Origin of the sequence: Veillonella sp. CHU594 (assembly GCF_003992265.1) — a bacterium.
In the GTDB taxonomy this organism is placed as follows: domain Bacteria; phylum Bacillota; class Negativicutes; order Veillonellales; family Veillonellaceae; genus F0422.
This window is the reverse complement of record NZ_RQVB01000015.1, coordinates 1-16,589: the sequence shown is the minus strand read 5'-3', so window position 1 is coordinate 16,589 and position 16,589 is coordinate 1. Positions and strand designations below refer to the sequence as shown.

The following is a 16,589-nucleotide window of genomic DNA, read 5'->3' as shown; positions in this document are numbered from 1 at the left end:
ATATTAAATGAAAATAGTAATGAAAGTAAAGATATAAAGGATTTTTCTAAGCTTATGGAGAATATAGAGGGAATCTATGGCAAAAAGTATCAGGATATAGAAAAACAGATAAAATATTTTAGATATTTTCATGTGGTTCGTGAAGAAAGTCAATATTTGTGGGAAACACTATTTTATTATGTCAGAAAGTGTGTTAAAAGAATTAACTTTATACTCTTGGGTGATGAAAACATAGAAATAGGAGTGGCTAATTTATTTCATGAAGAATTACTTAAAGCAATTAACAGAGGTAATTTAAATGAATCAGATAAGGAAAAAATAAATAGGAGAAACGAAAAATTTCCTTTAGCAGTGAAAGTATGGGAAGCTTCAAAGTTATTGATTTTTAAAACAAATGGTGATGTCTTAAAAGGAGTAAGCGGAAGCACTGGTATTGCAGTTGGAAAGGTGTGCCTAATAAATAGTCCCAAATAATTTTATAAAATGAAAAAAGGAGATATATTAGTTTGTCATCTTACAGATCCTGAGTGGACTCCATTATTTAAGCTGGCAAGTGCTGTTGTGGCAGATACAGGTTCTGCTTTAAGCCATGCTGCAATTGTTGCAAGAGAATATAATATACCGGCAGTTCTTGGAGTTGGCTTTGCAACTACAAAATTCAAAGATGGCGATATCATACAAGTAGATGGTAATACCGGCGAGGTCAAAGGTTGCTGATATGAAATCAAAAAGATTAAAAAGAATTGAGAAGGCAAAAGATTTTAAGTGAACCACTTTTACCTTTGATAGTAAAAATGTTTGTTCCAACAATTGCTGGTATACTAATTATGATTATTTATAATTTTACAGACACATTTTTGCTGGAATTTTAAGGTTCTTTTTCAAGTTTTGGGTACAGCAGTTAATCTATTCGGTTTCTTTCAGATAAGAACTGTATAAAAATGTGAATATAATGGAATGGTAAGAAACATAAGTGAGATACATGAGATATACCTAATTTTAGATATAACACAGGTAGCCCCACTTATGTTTCTTTTTTATGGGGAAAATTTACACAATATAATGAAGTGGTTATTAACAAGCTATGAAGCGACAGATGCAGGTGTATCAGGATTACTGTAGATATTAGGTAAAATCATGAGTAATCTAGCTCTAAATCGACCGAAATGACGGACACCATAGCTATTCCGTTTTAGTACCTTGGTCTTGTTGTTACAGCCCTCTGTAAATCCATTAGAGTATGGCAATAGGAAGGCGTTAAATGCTTCGTCATACCAACTACTAAACGATCGTAGAAGGTTATTAAATTCGCTAAGATTTGCAACTCTTACAAGAGACAGGAAGTTAGATAATGTACTCTCAATAGCTGTTCGTACTAAGTGGAATCGATCGGCAATAATAGTAACATTGGAAAATAGCTTTCTCATCTTGGATCGGAAAAACTCCGACATGTCCATGACTAGATAACGCACCTTGGAACGTTCTTGAAAGCTAAATTTGGTAAAATGACTAAATAAAGCTATCTCACTTCTTTCAGGTAAGATATCTAGTACTCGTCTACCTTTTGGATTTGTGACGATGATATGGAATTTATGTCCGCCAGCATTTCCTCTAAACTCATCAATGGCAAGAGTTGTTGGTAAATGAGGTGGGATTCCGAAGTTAACTGTCTTAGTTGACGTGCGAATGACAGTGGTAACCGATACATTGACCTCATTGGCAATATCCGTATAACGATGAGTTCCTTGTAACTTGTGCATCATCGTAGCGATGACAGCTTTACTCATCTGTAAATACCTTCTGATGAAGGAGTTCTTTTCGTTGAAAGTTTATCACAAGAGTTGCATCGGAATCTGCGTTGATTGTGCTTGCCAATCTTCTGACACTTACTAAATGATGGACTTACCTCTGTACCTAAATTAATTATTGTAAAGTAAACTGAATGATATACCTATTTTTATGCATAAAAAATATACCTTGGGGGGATGGCGGGTGCTGTCCCCCAAGGTATATATTATAGAACCCAATTTTCCTATGAATGTTATGTAAATAAGGACGGTTAATTTGATTTACATTCAATGATTAAGGAGATAGTTTGGATCATTCCTCTCCTTGTTGGACATAGATAGTACTAGTGGTGTAATCGTAATGGCTGTCGCGATAGCGTGGGTTGTCTACGGCAAGTCTCCACAGTCGACTTGCTAGTTGATCTTGTTCACATAGTACCTTGGTAATCCCCGTTGCTTGCTGACAGAAAGGAGCCCATTTTTGCACGACTGGTATGGATGCTCGTTTCTCTTTCAGATAGTGGCGACCTCGGTCGTTGAAAGCGAGCAGTCGTCCATAGGTAGGTCCTTGTTGGTGGCACTTTTGGAATATCTCTTTGGTGCGACGGAATAGGCTGTAGGTAGCGATGCGATCGAGACGAGCATAGGTGTAGCGTTTTGATTTTAAACTTTCACGGGCTTGCTCCCAAGAGGCGAGGGCACTCGCAGTGAGCCATGCCTCCTCTAAACCGTCGCTCATATCCTGTAGAGTTTGCAAATCTTCTTTGCTTGATACACGGCTAGCGAAATGAATCATGTCATAATAGCGCTCTAAGTTAGTGTAATAGTTGGATTCTACAATATCCATAGCGAGAGGTGCTACCATAGGGGGCAAGTAGTGATGCCACTTGAAAGTGTCTTCTTCTAAAGAAGAGGTATCGATATCTAATTTATCTAATGAGATGGATGAATCAATTCCTAATGAGGCATAAGGTGGGTAAGCAGTATCCAATACTTGCTGCTTGTCCTGAGAACGAAATAGACTAGAAGAGGTTTGCTTAGAGGAATAAATAGCGTTTCGTAAGGCTGTACCAGATGGAAACGAATCATCTAAGGTTGGATTGTGATGGGAACTAGTCCGTTTCACGGGAATGATGTCTAACCCGATATGATAGCGATGTAAGGCGCGTATGTATTCAATACCTAGGATAGTATTAGGGTCAGAGTCCAATATAGACATATGGTTTGAGGTTTCTAATGAATTGTTCTCGGATGTGTTTTTGCCTGAGGCATCATTGGTATTCATTGAGGTACTTACTGAATAATACTGCTGGATTGCTTTGCGTAAGGCGGTACCATAGGAGTACCCTTGCCCTAAAAGAGTACGCAACGATTTTTGCGTGCTAGGATGATCGAGAGCTTTGGCGATGGATACAAGTTCCTCTACTTGTATATGGTTGGCACCAAATGAGATAGCGTCACACCCTAGGGCATGTAATAATCTGACACCACCGGATGCAAAATATTCTGCAGAACTAACGGCGAACATAGAAGGTAGTTCAAAGACGATATCAGCACCGCTCATAACAGCCCATTGAGCACGGTGAAATTTAGAAAATATGGCAGGTGTCCCCCGTTGCACAAAGTCGCCACTCATCACAACGAGCAAAGTTGCTTCTGGATACTTTTGTCGTAAACCTTCTAGTTGGTGTGCATGTCCTTTATGAAAGGGATTATATTCTGCAATAATTCCGATGGTATTCATGGTTTAGTACCTCCTCTTATGTATAGTATAACAGACTATCTATTTGATTGATATGCGCAATAGTTATATGCGATAGAAGTGCTATGCATGGAAGAAGTCATAAAAAAGGGTAGAAAAAAACGTGAATTTAATGTTATAATTGGGTGTAGAAAATGTGTCTATTAGAGGTAATTATATGAAACAATATATCATAGCCCTTGGTTTAGGGATGGTGTTGTTCTTGGGTGGCTGTGGTAGTCAACAAGCCATCGATACCTATAGTTTTGGTCAGAAAGTCATCAATGTAGGTCAATCTGAAGTGATTGTGGATTCCCCTTTTGACTTCGGTCAGTTGGATAGAATTACAGCTAATGAAAAGGGACAACCTTTAACCATCTATGCAGGACTAGATAAAAATTATGGTGTCTATGTGAGTGCTACACAGGCTTCTACAGGAGCACCATTGCCAACACTAGAAGAGGGCGCAAAATTAGGACAACAAGCTTTGGTGAAAGAATTAGGCCAAACGGGTGCTAATATACCATGGGACCAAGAGCAAGTGCAGGTGGACGGCGTACAGGCTGTGAAATCTACGATGCTAGCAGGTGCTAATGGACAAAAAATTAGGTTTACTCAGTATACTTTCATTAATAAAGGTGTACTGTGGAATATACGCTATTCATACAGTGATAGTTCCCAACAAGGAGAAGAAATCAATCAACGTGTGAATGGGCACATTCAAGTTACTAAGAAAGAGGGATAAGACATGAACGTTTTAGTTGTAAACTGCGGTAGCTCCTCCTTGAAGTATCAATTAATTGATATGGAGCATGAAGTTGTATTGGCGAAAGGTCAATTTGAAAAAATCGGTTCCGATGATGCTATTTTCACTCATCGCCGTCCAGATGCTGACAAATTAGAACGCATCGAACCAGTAGCTGACCACAAAGTGGCGTTACAAGTCTTATTGGATATTTTAGTTGATCCAGAACATGGCGTGATTGGTTCCATGGATGAAATCGACGCTGTAGGTCATCGTGTAGTACATGGTGCTGAAAAATTTGCTGATTCCGTATTAATTACACCAGCAGTGATGGAAGCTTTGGAAGAATGCGCAAAAATCGCTCCACTTCACAATCCTCCAAATATCCAAGGTATCGAAGCATGCCAAAAAATTATGCCAAATGTACCACAAGTTGGTGTATTTGATACAGCATTCCATCAAACAATGCCAGCTGAGGCATTCTTATATGGTCTTCCATACGAAGCATACACTGATTTAGGTGTTCGCCGTTATGGTTTCCATGGTACTTCCCACAAATATGTGGCACAACGTGTAGCTGAATTGATGGGTAAACACATGTCCGATCTTCGTATCGTATCCTGTCACTTAGGTAATGGTTCTTCTGTTACTGCAATCAAAGGTGGTCGTTCCATCGATACTTCCATGGGTTTCACTCCATTGTCCGGTTTAATCATGGGTACTCGTTGTGGTGATATTGACCCAGCTATCGTACCTTACTTGATGGAAAAATGGGATATGACATACCATGAAATCGATGCTATCATGAATAAAAAATCTGGTGTATTTGGTATTTCTGGCGTTTCCAATGACTTCCGCGTTATCGAAGAAGCTGCTGAAGAAGGCAATAAACGTGCTCAATTAGCATTGGATATGTTCCATTACAAAGTACGTGCTACAATCGGTGCTTACGTGGCTGTTATGGGTGGCGTTGATGCTATCGTATTCACAGCTGGTATCGGTGAAAATGGTATTGGCAACCGTGACGCCATCTGCAATGGTTTAGAATACTTAGGTACTCGTATTGACCCTGAACGCAACAATGTTCGTGGTAAAGAAGCGGAAATCAGTGCAGAAGGTTCCAAAGTTAAAATCTTTGCAATCCCTACAAATGAAGAAATCATGATCGCTCGTGATACAAAACGTATTACAGCTCCATTAGTGATGAAAAACTGGTAATCTTTGATTACTTGTGAAAGAGTCTCCTCTATGAGGGGGCTCTTTTTTGTTGACAAATGCTTTCATCGGTTGTTATTCTAACAGTAGGATGATGATACTGTTGATGAAAGGATGAGATCATGTCTATACAATATCAAGAACAATCGAAACGATCCAAAGCTGGCATTGCATTAGTTACTGTATTTATTGTGATAGCATTGGGAGCGTTGGCATATAGTGTATGGCGCTATGTGGAGTTAGGTAGTATAGCCTTAGCGGAAATATTAATAGAAGGAATGATTTTATTTGTCCTTGTATCGCAGGCAGTGGGGACCTATACATTTAGGTTGACCGAATCGGATCTCATCATTGATGAGGTAGGCTTGTTAGGAAAGAAACGAATGGTCATCCCGTATGCAATGATCAACGGGGTCTACCAATTTAAACAATCCATGATGCCCCCATTGAAATTCCGCTATAAATATCGTAAATTATCGTCCACTGATGATCGCCCTGTATGGGCCTTAGCTTACTCAGTGGTAGAAGGGAAAAAGTTAAAACATGGCCGTGTGTTATTAAAAGCAGAACAAGAGTTGTTTGATGTTTTAGCGCAGCATGTACCGAATTTGATACAGGTGAAAGAAGACCAAGTTGTCTTTCATGCGTATCTAAGAGAAGATGCTTTCAAACATGGAGAAGATTTTACGATCTATGCAGCCAATGTATATGGGCAAAGTCAAGCGAGTGCAGAGGATGTGAAAGAATAAGCTTTTCTTAGTATAGGTTAGAAAGGGAGTTTACCCTAAGCTGATTGTTATCATTAGACCTCGGCTGAGGTGGAATCTGTGAGAGAACTTGGATAAAGTTTGAACAAAATAAAAGGATTTTTCTAATCTATAGCGAATTATAGTATAAAGAAAGATATATAAGTGCCCACGATGGGTACATAGTGATGCGTCACACTCTTTGGAGTGTGGCGTGTTGTCGTTTATAGGGCTAAAGGATGTACTTTCAAATGTTGGAGGAATTATGTTGGATTTACAATCATATCAAATGCCACGAGAAAAATTCATTGCCTTAGGAGCTGAAGCGTTAGAATTGGAAGAATTATTAGCCATTTTATTGCGTACAGGATGCAAAGGTTCCACCGTCTTAGAAGTGGCTCATGAAGTGGTGAAACGCATGGAAGGATTGGTAGGAGGCTTGAACAATGTTACGATAGATGCTTTGCGAGAAATTGATGGCATTGGGCAAGATAAGGCGGTGACTATTTGTGCGGCTATCGAACTGGGCAGGCGTCTAGGACAGATGAAAGTGAAACGAGATTGGGAAGATTTTAGCACTCCGGAGGCGGCGGCTAATTACATGATGGAACGTCTTCGTCATAAAACAGAAGAACACTTTTATGTCTTATTACTGACGGTAAAAAATAAATTGATTAAGTCTGTTCTGATTTCTAAAGGAGGATTGACTAGTAGTACGGCGGAGCAACGAGCAGTATTCCGTCAAGCTATCGATGCCAATGCGGCGGCTATTATTTTGATGCATAACCATCCATCAGGGGATCCTACCGAGAGTAGTGATGATGTACGGGTGACAAAAATATTTGCTAGAGCTGGGGAAGTGATGGGTATCCCTGTGTTAGATCATATTATTATTGGTGATGGCATCTATGTAAGCTTATTAGAAAAAGGGATACTATAGGTGCAGATGTTCTATAAATTTGCTATAATTAAATGATTGGAACAATGAAAAGAAATCAGAGGTTATAGCGTGCGAATTATTGGAATAGATCCAGGCTATGCGATTTGTGGATATGGTATCATCGATGTCATAGGAAGCTCTTTAAAACCTGTTACCTATGGAGTGATAACCACAGAGGCAAAAACGCCAGAAGCAAGCCGGTTAGAAATTATATTTAATGAACTAAGCGATATTTTAGAAGAATTTCGCCCTCAAAAGTTTGGTATAGAAAAATTGTACTTTGCCCGCAATGTAACGACGGGTATCGGCGTAGCACAAGCGAGAGGTGTTACGTTATTGGCGGCGAGTCAACAAGACTTACCAATTTACGAATATACACCATTGCAGGTGAAACAATCTGTGGTGGGCTATGGAAAGGCTACAAAAGAGCAGGTCACGTATATGACGATGAACTTATTGGGGATTCGTGAAAAAATTAAGCCTGATGATGCGGCTGATGCCTTAGCGATTGCTATCTGTACAGCCCATAGTTCCCATACAGATACATTGAAGCAAATTTTACAATTGTGAGGAGTTTATGATTGCATATATAAAAGGGGTTGTCACCCATCGATTGCTAGATTTGGTGTACGTGAATGTCCATGATGTGGGCTATCGTGTGTACGTACCTAGTTCAGTGCAAAGTCAGTTGCAAGTAGGTGAAGAAACTTGTTTATTCACGTATACTAATGTTCGTGAAGATGCTATTCAATTATATGGCTTTTTGACGATGGAAGATTATGAGTTGTTTTTACTGCTCATCTCCGTATCCGGAGTGGGACCTAAATTGGGTCTTGGCATTTTATCGGCCATAAGTCCAGAACATTTTGTAGGACTCATCATTAGTGGTGATACAAAAGGTCTTCAGAAATTGCCGGGTATTGGTAAAAAATCAGCAGAGCGATTGGTGCTAGAGTTAAAAGATAAAATTGAAAGCCTCGGTATTACAGGAACTTTCACACCAACGGGAAAACTTTCACCAGTAGAACAAGTGCCTGTAGGTACTACCGAAGAAGTGCTAGAAGCACTTATGGCATTAGGATACAGCGCACAAGAAGTGCAGCCAGTAATCCAAGAAGTTTACGATGGCACACAAGAAGTACCAGTCTTATTAAAACAAGTATTAGCGGCATTGGGTAAAGGGCGATAAGAATGGATCAAGAAAATCGAATTGTAACCATGCAAGAACGGGAGGAAGACAATTGGCAATTTAGTCTTCGTCCTCGCTATTTAAAAGAATATATTGGACAAACACAGGCAAAGGAGAATCTTCATATTTTTATTGAAGCGGCCAAGCTACGAGGAGATACCTTGGACCATGTTTTACTCTATGGACCTCCAGGGTTAGGGAAAACCACCTTGGCAGGAATAGTAGCCAATGAATTGGGCGTAAACTTCCGAGTTACCTCTGGACCAGCCATAGAACGAGCTGGCGATTTGGCAGCTTTATTGAGTAATTTGCAGCCGGGAGATGTACTGTTTATCGATGAAATCCATCGTTTATCTCGCTCTGTAGAAGAAGTGCTATATTCTGCTATGGAAGATTATGCTTTAGATATCATTATTGGTAAAGGTCCGAGTGCTAGATCGGTGCGCATTGAATTGCCTAAATTCACGCTGATTGGTGCCACAACACGAGCAGGATCTTTGGCGGCACCGCTACGTGATCGCTTTGGTGTGATTAGCCGTTTAGAATATTACAAGCAAAATGAGCTAGAGTTTATTGTGAGCCGTTCTGCTGATATTTTAGATATTCATATGGATCCAGAAGGAGCTAGTGAAATCGCTCGTCGTTCTAGAGGAACCCCTCGTATCGCGAATCGCTTGTTGAAACGTGTCCGTGATGTAGCACAAGTATTGGGTGATGGTGTGATTACAAAAGAAATTGCAGATCAGGCCTTACAGCGATTAGATATTGATAAGCTAGGTCTAGATCGTATAGATAGACGCATTTTAAGCACTATCATTGAAAAATTCGATGGTGGGCCTGTAGGGGTGGATACGATTGCAGCCTCTGTGAGTGAGGAACGTGAAAGTGTTGAAGATGTGTATGAACCATATTTGATGCAACTTGGTTTGTTGGCGCGCACAAATCGTGGGCGTATTGTCACTCCTGCTGCCTATGACCACTTGGGAATCCCTAGAAAGGTGGATGCATGAGAAAGGTAGGATATCGCTATGTGGCGATAGCGGTTATAACAGCTGTATTAGGAAGTGCACCTTTTGTAGGCGCAGCAGCATCGCAAAAGGAAGTGCCGAAACGTACAACAGTGAAAGCCACTTTTGTAAAACCGAATGAAAGAAAAGATTCGGCAGCATCAAAACGGGTAGTTGTTAAGCCTGCTACTAAAGTGACGAAAGCGACGAAAACAACACCTCAAGAGACAATCAGAGTGCAAGAAAATACTGACAAACAAGCAAGAGTATCTAATGTTGTACAAGAGGTCAAGAAAGGTTCTAGTGGAGAGCCTGTGATACGAGTGTTGCTTGGGCATAGATCACAATCTTTTTCTATTAGTAGTGCTATGCCTATGGTTGTTCTAGATAGCCGTGGACATCAAGTGCAAACTATCAAAGAAAATCAGACTGTGACAGTTTCGAGTGAAGGCGGTTCAGTACATATAAATGGACATAGTATTGATAAGTCAATTACTATTCAAAACACACAAGGTAGATATGGATCTGAATTGCAAACATTAGGAAAAACCTATCGAGGCGCTGTGACAGTACATGCTAATACATCAGGATCCATGAGTGTTATTAATGTACTGGGGTTAGAACAATATGTACAAGGTGTAGTACCAGAAGAAGTGGTACCTAGTTGGCCTACGCCGGCCTTAGAAGCACAAGCAGTGGCAGCTAGGACCTATGCCTTGCACTCCATGAAGAGCAAACAAAATAGTATGTATGATATTGGAACTACTACAGCTGACCAAGTATATGGAGGGAAAAGTAGTGAGTTTGTAAGCACAAATACAGCGGTAAAGCGTACACATGGCATGGTTCTCACTTATCAGGGCCAACCGATTAATGCTCTTTTTCATTCCGATGGAGGTGGCTATACAGAGGATAGCGTGAACCTATGGGGTAATGATTTGCCCTACTTAAAAGGGGTGCAAGATTACTCGAATCATGAGGGTACAACCGTATGGAATGTCATTACCAGCCGTCAAAGTATAGAACAAAAATTAGCAGCAGCTAGCAAATCGGTAGGGTACTTACAGAAAATTGAATTATCTCCATTGGCAGATCGACCTATGAAAGTACAAGATCGAGGGGTTTCAGGACGTGTAAAAACAATGAAATTTGTAGGTGAAAAGGGCTCTATATCGCTTACAGGAGAACAGGTGCAAGGGATATTTGGCTTAAAGTCCACCTTATTTGATTTTTATGTAGGACAAACACCGCCGAGTCGGATTCAGGGGTCTTCTGTAAAAGCTAACCATACGTTTAGTAAAGCGAATCAGACTGTGACAATTCATGGATATGGTTGGGGACATGGTTTGGGACTTTCACAGTGGGGAGCGGCGGAAATGGCTAGCCGAAAAGAGGCAAGTCAGCCTGATTATTATAAAGTGATTTTACAACATTATTACCAAGGTACGGCACTTACGAAACTGTACAATTAATGAGGAATAGTATGAAAGTATCTGATTTTAATTATGATTTACCTGAGGAACTCATTGCACAACATCCGGTAGAACCACGGGATACGTCGCGATTGATGACCTTAGACAAGGTAAGTGGAGAGATATGCCATAAAGCATCCTTTCACTCCATACTAGATGAACTATCTGAAGGGGATGTGTTAATCTTTAATAACACTAAGGTTATCCCTGCTCGTTTGTATGGAGAACGTAAAGGGACAGGTGGTAAGGTAGAAGTACTACTGTTAACGCCCAAAGGAGAACATCTTTGGGAGTGTCTGGTAAAGCCAGGGAAAAAATGTCTAAAAGGACAACTCTTATCCTTTGGTCCTAATCTAGAGGCTGAGGTTATAGACCATACAGATTTTGGCGGTCGACTGATTCAATTTAAGCCGAACGGTAATTTTGATGAGATTATTAATGATATTGGTGAAATGCCATTGCCTCCGTATATCCATGAAAAACTAGAAGACAAAGATAGATACCAAACGGTATATGCCAAAGAAAAAGGATCCGCAGCAGCCCCCACAGCAGGCTTACATTTTACACCGGAATTATTGAATGAAATTCAGCGCAAAGGGGTACAAGTTGGATTTGTTACATTGCATGTAGGGTTAGGTACATTCCGCCCTGTGTCGGCAGAATCCATTGAAGACCATGATATGCATAAAGAGTTTTATCACGTGTCAGAAGAAACTGCGGAGCTGGTGAATCGTGCCAAAGCGGAAGGACGAAAAGTGATTGCCGTAGGAACTACATCGGTGCGTACATTAGAATCAGCAGCGACCGAGGTAGGTCATGTAAGGAGTGGGTCTGATTGGACTCAAATCTTTATTTATCCTGGCTATGAGTACAAGATGGTAGATGCGTTGATCACTAACTTTCATCTGCCACAGTCTACCTTACTCATGCTTATTAGTGCCTTAGCTGGTAGAGAGCATTGTCTAGAGGCCTATGAAGAGGCGGTACGTGAAAAATATAGATTTTTTAGCTTTGGTGATGCAATGTTCATTCGATAAGTTGAAAGTTGTGTTATAATACAGAAGTAATAAAGGAGTGTGTATATGGCGATTAGATATGAATTGCAAAAACAATGTCCCCACACAGGTGCACGGGCAGGGTTATTGCATACTCCTCATGGAACCTATGAAACACCGATGTTTATGCCCGTAGGGACACAGGCAACGGTAAAAACATTGGCCCCAGAGGAGCTGAAAGCGATGGGCTCTCAAGTTATCTTGAGTAATACCTATCATTTATTCTTGCGTCCAGGCGCTGACCTAGTGGAAGAAGCGGGCGGATTGCATAAGTTCATGAACTGGGACCAAGCCATCTTAACTGATAGTGGCGGGTTCCAAGTGTTCAGTTTAGGAAAGCTGCGCAAGATTACTGAAGAAGGAGTTAATTTTAGATCCCATTTAGATGGGTCGAAAAAATTTCTCTCTCCTGAAGTGGCCACTAAGGTACAAGAACAATTAGGTTCTGATATTATGATGGCATTCGATGAGTGTATTCCATACCCTGCGGATCATCGATATGCTGATGCATCAACAGCACGGACCACACGTTGGGCAGAACGTTGCCAAGAAGTACGTCGTTCTAAGAATCAAGGCATGTTTGGTATCGTTCAAGGTGGTATGTATAAAGACCTTCGTGAAAGAAGTGCTAAAGAGTTAGTGGATATGGACTTTGAAGGCTATAGCATTGGTGGCCTTTCGGTAGGGGAACCACATGATTTGATGTATGAAGTACTAGAATATACAACACCATTGTTGCCTACCAATAAAGCTCGTTATTTGATGGGTGTTGGTACTGCTGACTGCTTAGTGGAAGGGGTAGCTCGTGGAGTAGATATGTTTGACTGTGTATATCCAACACGAGTAGCGCGGAATGGTATGGCCATGACATGGAAAGGGCGATTGAATTTACGCAATGCTTCTTTCATGCGTGACTGGGGTCCGATTGAAGAAGGTTGTGGCTGTTATGCGTGCCAAAACTATTCAAGAGCTTATATTCGACATCTATATAAGGCAGAAGAAATTTTGGCTTTCCGATTGGTGTCGTATCATAATTTATATTTCTTACTAGAATTTATGCGTCAAATGCGTAAAGCTATCCTAGAGGATCGCTTTGTAGCATTCCGCGAAGAGTTCTGGCAGTATTTTACTAAATAGGAGGACTTATGGATTTCTTAGAATTTTTCCAAGGACAAACAGGGCAAGCGATTTTACCATTGTTGATTATGGTCGTGATTTTCTACTTCTTGTTATATCGTCCGCAAAAGAAACAACAAAAACAACGTCAAGTGTTATTGAACAGCCTTAAAAAAGGTCAAAAAGTATTGACTGTTGGTGGTATTTATGGTGAAATTGTTTCCTTAACAGAAGATACATTAGTGTTACAAGTGTCTGAAAAAGTGGAAATGAAATTTGCTCGTACAGCCATAGCTCAAGTTCTTGGAAAGGAACAGAAGTAATGGATAAAACGGCATTGCGTAAGAAGTTTTTAGAACGTCGTCGCAATGTACAAGTCCAAGAGGTTGCAATTTGGTCTCAACAATTGGATGATCGACTTTGGTCTATTCCTACAATATCTGATGCAGAGCATATTATGGCGTACTTGGCTATGCCTAAAGAAGCCAATGTAGATATGTTTATTACAGAAGCATTGCAACAGGGTAAGTATGTATATGTGCCTGTGTGTGTGACGAAGACAGATATGGTAGGAGTTCGCATACAGAGTTTAGAGGACCTTGATAGGGGAGCTTTGGGAATACGGATTCCTAAAGAACCGTATGTAGTTGTAGAACCTCAAACATTGGATTGTATTCTCGTTCCTGGTTTAGCCTTTGATCGTAGAGGTGGCCGCATGGGAATGGGAGCTGGATATTATGACCGATACTTACAACAGATTGCTGTAGAGAACCGAATCGGTATAGCCTGGGATAATCAAATTTCAGAAGAAATGTTACCCATGGCACCTCATGATGAGTGGATGCATACCATTGTGACCCCATCAGAGAGTATCCATTGTTATAAAGAACAGGAGGGAATCCATTGAACACAAAAGCAGCTTTACGCTTTTTCGGCGTAGTAGCAGTGATTTTAGGCCTATTTATTTGGCTCATTGGACCACTTGCTAACTCCATTAAACAAGGGTTGGATTTACAAGGTGGTACTCACATTGTATTAGAAGCGCAAGATTCTGGCCCTAACGTGGTTACAGATGATGCAGTAGAACGGGTTATTCAAATCTTAGGACGTCGTATTAATGAAATGGGTTTAACTGAGCCTATCATTCAACGAGAAGGTAAAAAACGTATCATTATCGAATTACCTGGTGAAAAAGATCCGCAAAAAGCCATCGAAACAGTTGGTAAAACGGCGGTTCTTGAGTTCCGTGATGAAAATGGAAAAGTCCATTTAGATGGTAATGACTTAAAAGATGCAAAAGAACAATTAGAAGGTAAACAAGCATCCGTTAATATCCAATTAACAGATGAAGGGGCGAAAAAATTCGGCGCCTTAACAACAGCTAATATTGGTCGTCACATCGGTATTTATTTGGATGGTGAGCAATTGACAAATCCAGTGGTCAACGAACCAATTACTGGTGGTAGTGCTCGTATTACTGGTAGCCGTGACTTGGAAGAAGCGAAAAGCTTAGCTATTTTACTACGTTCTGGTGCATTGCCTGTAAAAGTAGAAGTTATGGAAGTGCGTACCGTTGGTCCTACCTTGGGTCAAGACTCTAAAGATAAATCTGTCGTAGCTTTTGGTGTTGGTATTGCCTTAATCATTGTATTTATGCTTGTTTTATACAGATTGTCTGGATTCGTAGCAACTATCGCTTTATTGGTGTTTGTGTTAATTTTGGTAGCAATCTTAGGGCCGCATGCTTTGAATGCGACCATGACCTTGCCGGGTGTAGCTGGTATTATCCTCAGTATGGGGGTTGCCGTGGATGCGAATATCCTAATCTTTGAACGGTTCAAAGAAGAAGTGGTGGAAGGTAAAACGTTACGCATGTCCATGGAATCTGGTTTCCGTCGTGCTTTTGATACGATCTTTGATGCGAATACATCCGTTATGATTACAGCAGTGATCCTCATTGTTCTTGGTAGTGGCCCTGTAAAAGGTTTCGCCATCAACTTAGCATTAGGGGTTATAGTATCTATGTTTACAGCTGTATCCATGAGCCGTACCTTAATGCATATGCTTATTGCAGCACAAATTACGAATCGTCCATTCTGGTATGGTTCTAACGTATCTCCATCTGTTACAATTGAAGCATTTAAGAAAGGAGATAAGAAATAATGACATTTGATGTAATAAAACGTCATCGTTGGTGGTTTAGTATCTCCTCCATTGCGGTTATTCTAAGTATTATTTCCATGTTTATGTATGGATTTAACTTTGGTATCGATTTTACAGGCGGTACAATTGTAGAAGTGGAATTTAGCAAACCAGTACAGGTGTCTGCTGTACGGGAAAATTTGAAAGCCTTTGAATTAGAAAATGCAGTTATCCAATTATCTGGTGCAGATGCTACTGAATCAGAAGGTAAAACGGTAATGATTCGTACTCGTAACCTTGAGGCTAGTGAAAGTCAAGCTGTGGTAGCAGCATTGAATAAAAATCTAGCGGAAGGAACAGTAAAACGTATTGAATCAGTAGGCGCTGTTATTGGATCCGAAGTAACAGAACATGCATTGACGAATTTATTAATTGCTTTCGTAGCGTTAGCTTTGTATATTACATATCGTTTTGAGTATCGTGTGGCCTTGTCATGTTTGGCAGCTATCTTCCATGACCTTATCATGGTATTGGGGATATTCTCTTTCTTCCATTTAGAAATTGATTCCTCCTTTTTGGCGGCGATTTTGACAGTTATCGGTTACTCTATGAACGAATCTGTCGTAATCTTTGACCGTATTCGTGAAAATACACATACCCATAAGCGTACAGATACATTTGCAGATCTTGCGAATGCAAGTATCCATCAAAGTATCCATCGTTCCTGCTATACATTATCCACAGTATTGTTCGCATGTTGTTCCTTGTACTTCTTTGGCGGGGACACAACAAAGAACTTTGCTCTATGTATGATCGTAGGTTTCGTCAGTGGTGCGTACTCATCCATTTGCGTAGCTACATCTTTGTGGGCAATTTGGAAATCCAATAATAAAAAAGATGCACGAAATCGTCTCTAATAAAGCTATTCTGTTTTGCTAGAATGCTTGATTGGTGAAAGGGAAACGAGCAACATATTCCTTCTCAAGCTATACAGTGGTTATGCTTGTTCAGGAACATGTTGCTCGTTTCTGCATTTCGGCATTTAGGTAATAAGGATATAGCAAAACGTTCTACGCAAAGATGGCGTTCCTTGGTGGTGTCATTGGAAACAAGTAACATATTCCTTCCCGAACTGATACAGTGGTTAGGTTTGCTCTGGAGCATGTTGCTCGTTTCTGCGTTTCGACATTTAGGTAATAAGGATATAGCAAAACGTTCTACGCAAAGATGGCGTTCCTTGGTGGTGTCATTAGAAACGAGCAATATATTTTTTCTCAAGCTATACGGTGGTTATGCTTGTTTAAAAAATATTGGGAAAGGGGTTGCAAAATGTTTAAAAATATCATATAATACATTCAGTGCTTGAGACACAAGCACTTTTAATTTTCTTACAGCTTAGTAACTAAGAAAATTAAAAAGATTAAAAATAACTGT

The 16,589-nt window shown here is 40.2% G+C and carries 17 protein-coding genes and 1 pseudogene; 16 read left to right on the top strand and 2 right to left on the bottom strand.

Annotated elements, in window-relative coordinates; all coding sequences use genetic code 11:
• Together EO111_RS08175 and EO111_RS08410 are read left to right on the top strand one after the other, a co-directional pair.
• Positions 1-474 (top strand): annotated as a pseudogene (locus EO111_RS08175) (phosphoenolpyruvate synthase); the annotation flags it as partial.
• Positions 475-483: 9 nt separating this feature from the next.
• Complete coding sequence (locus EO111_RS08410) at positions 484-717, top strand: PEP-utilizing enzyme (protein ID WP_240642270.1); 234 nt, start codon at positions 484-486, stop codon at positions 715-717.
• A gap of 365 nt (positions 718-1,082) precedes the next feature.
• On the opposite strand, the gene EO111_RS08165 is transcribed toward EO111_RS08410, so the two are convergent.
• Positions 1,083-1,787: an ISL3 family transposase gene (locus EO111_RS08165; RefSeq protein WP_009353340.1), complete on the bottom strand. Its 705-nt coding sequence runs from the start codon at positions 1,785-1,787 to the stop codon at positions 1,083-1,085.
• A 313-nt stretch (positions 1,788-2,100) separates the two neighbouring features.
• Positions 2,101-3,531 (bottom strand): nucleotidyltransferase family protein, encoded by a 1,431-nt coding sequence (locus EO111_RS08160; protein ID WP_127011253.1) that lies wholly within the window; start codon positions 3,529-3,531, stop codon positions 2,101-2,103.
• Positions 3,532-3,706: 175 nt separating this feature from the next.
• Here EO111_RS08160 and EO111_RS08155 point away from each other — a divergent pair, with 175 nt between their 5' ends.
• The 14 genes from EO111_RS08155 to secF all read left to right on the top strand — a co-directional run bounded on the left by EO111_RS08155 (position 3,707) and on the right by secF (position 16,072).
• Positions 3,707-4,273 carry a hypothetical protein gene (locus tag EO111_RS08155; RefSeq protein ID WP_127011252.1) on the top strand — a complete coding sequence of 189 codons (567 nt, stop codon included), beginning with the start codon at positions 3,707-3,709 and terminating at the stop codon, positions 4,271-4,273.
• Between the two features lie 3 nt (positions 4,274-4,276).
• Positions 4,277-5,491 carry an acetate/propionate family kinase gene (locus tag EO111_RS08150; protein ID WP_062401717.1) on the top strand — a complete coding sequence of 405 codons (1,215 nt, stop codon included), beginning with the start codon at positions 4,277-4,279 and terminating at the stop codon, positions 5,489-5,491.
• Positions 5,492-5,610: 119 nt separating this feature from the next.
• Entirely contained in the window at positions 5,611-6,237 is a 627-nt protein-coding gene (locus EO111_RS08145; protein WP_127011251.1) for a hypothetical protein, read from the top strand.
• A 262-nt stretch (positions 6,238-6,499) separates the two neighbouring features.
• Positions 6,500-7,174: a DNA repair protein RadC gene (gene radC, locus EO111_RS08140; protein WP_127011250.1), complete on the top strand. Its 675-nt coding sequence runs from the start codon at positions 6,500-6,502 to the stop codon at positions 7,172-7,174.
• 69 nt (positions 7,175-7,243) lie between these two features.
• On the top strand, positions 7,244-7,744 hold the full coding sequence (ruvC, locus tag EO111_RS08135; RefSeq protein WP_009353415.1) for a crossover junction endodeoxyribonuclease RuvC: 501 nt from the start codon (positions 7,244-7,246) through the stop codon (positions 7,742-7,744).
• 7 nt (positions 7,745-7,751) lie between these two features.
• Entirely contained in the window at positions 7,752-8,363 is a 612-nt protein-coding gene (gene ruvA, locus EO111_RS08130; protein WP_127011249.1) for a Holliday junction branch migration protein RuvA, read from the top strand.
• A gap of 2 nt (positions 8,364-8,365) precedes the next feature.
• The gene (gene ruvB / locus EO111_RS08125; protein WP_009353399.1) at positions 8,366-9,373 is read left to right on the top strand and encodes a Holliday junction branch migration DNA helicase RuvB; all 1,008 of its coding nucleotides are present in this window, start codon (positions 8,366-8,368) and stop codon (positions 9,371-9,373) included.
• Entirely contained in the window at positions 9,370-10,842 is a 1,473-nt protein-coding gene (locus EO111_RS08120) for a SpoIID/LytB domain-containing protein (protein ID WP_240642267.1), read from the top strand. Before ruvB ends, EO111_RS08120 begins: the two co-directional genes overlap by 4 nt.
• An 11-nt stretch (positions 10,843-10,853) precedes the next feature.
• Positions 10,854-11,879: a tRNA preQ1(34) S-adenosylmethionine ribosyltransferase-isomerase QueA gene (gene queA / locus EO111_RS08115; protein WP_127011248.1), complete on the top strand. Its 1,026-nt coding sequence runs from the start codon at positions 10,854-10,856 to the stop codon at positions 11,877-11,879.
• 45 nt (positions 11,880-11,924) lie between these two features.
• Positions 11,925-13,034 carry a tRNA guanosine(34) transglycosylase Tgt gene (gene tgt, locus EO111_RS08110; RefSeq protein ID WP_127011247.1) on the top strand — a complete coding sequence of 370 codons (1,110 nt, stop codon included), beginning with the start codon at positions 11,925-11,927 and terminating at the stop codon, positions 13,032-13,034.
• Positions 13,035-13,042: 8 nt separating this feature from the next.
• The gene (gene yajC, locus EO111_RS08105) at positions 13,043-13,336 is read left to right on the top strand and encodes a preprotein translocase subunit YajC (RefSeq protein ID WP_009353379.1); all 294 of its coding nucleotides are present in this window, start codon (positions 13,043-13,045) and stop codon (positions 13,334-13,336) included.
• Positions 13,336-13,920, top strand: a complete 585-nt coding sequence (locus EO111_RS08100; RefSeq protein ID WP_127011246.1) for a 5-formyltetrahydrofolate cyclo-ligase — start codon at positions 13,336-13,338, stop codon at positions 13,918-13,920. The genes yajC and EO111_RS08100 overlap by 1 nt, the downstream gene beginning before the upstream one ends.
• Complete coding sequence (gene secD / locus EO111_RS08095; RefSeq protein WP_126940369.1) at positions 13,917-15,176, top strand: protein translocase subunit SecD; 1,260 nt, start codon at positions 13,917-13,919, stop codon at positions 15,174-15,176. The genes EO111_RS08100 and secD overlap by 4 nt, the downstream gene beginning before the upstream one ends.
• Entirely contained in the window at positions 15,176-16,072 is an 897-nt protein-coding gene (gene secF / locus EO111_RS08090) for a protein translocase subunit SecF (RefSeq protein WP_009353410.1), read from the top strand. The genes secD and secF overlap by 1 nt, the downstream gene beginning before the upstream one ends.
• Positions 16,073-16,589 lie beyond the last annotated feature (517 nt).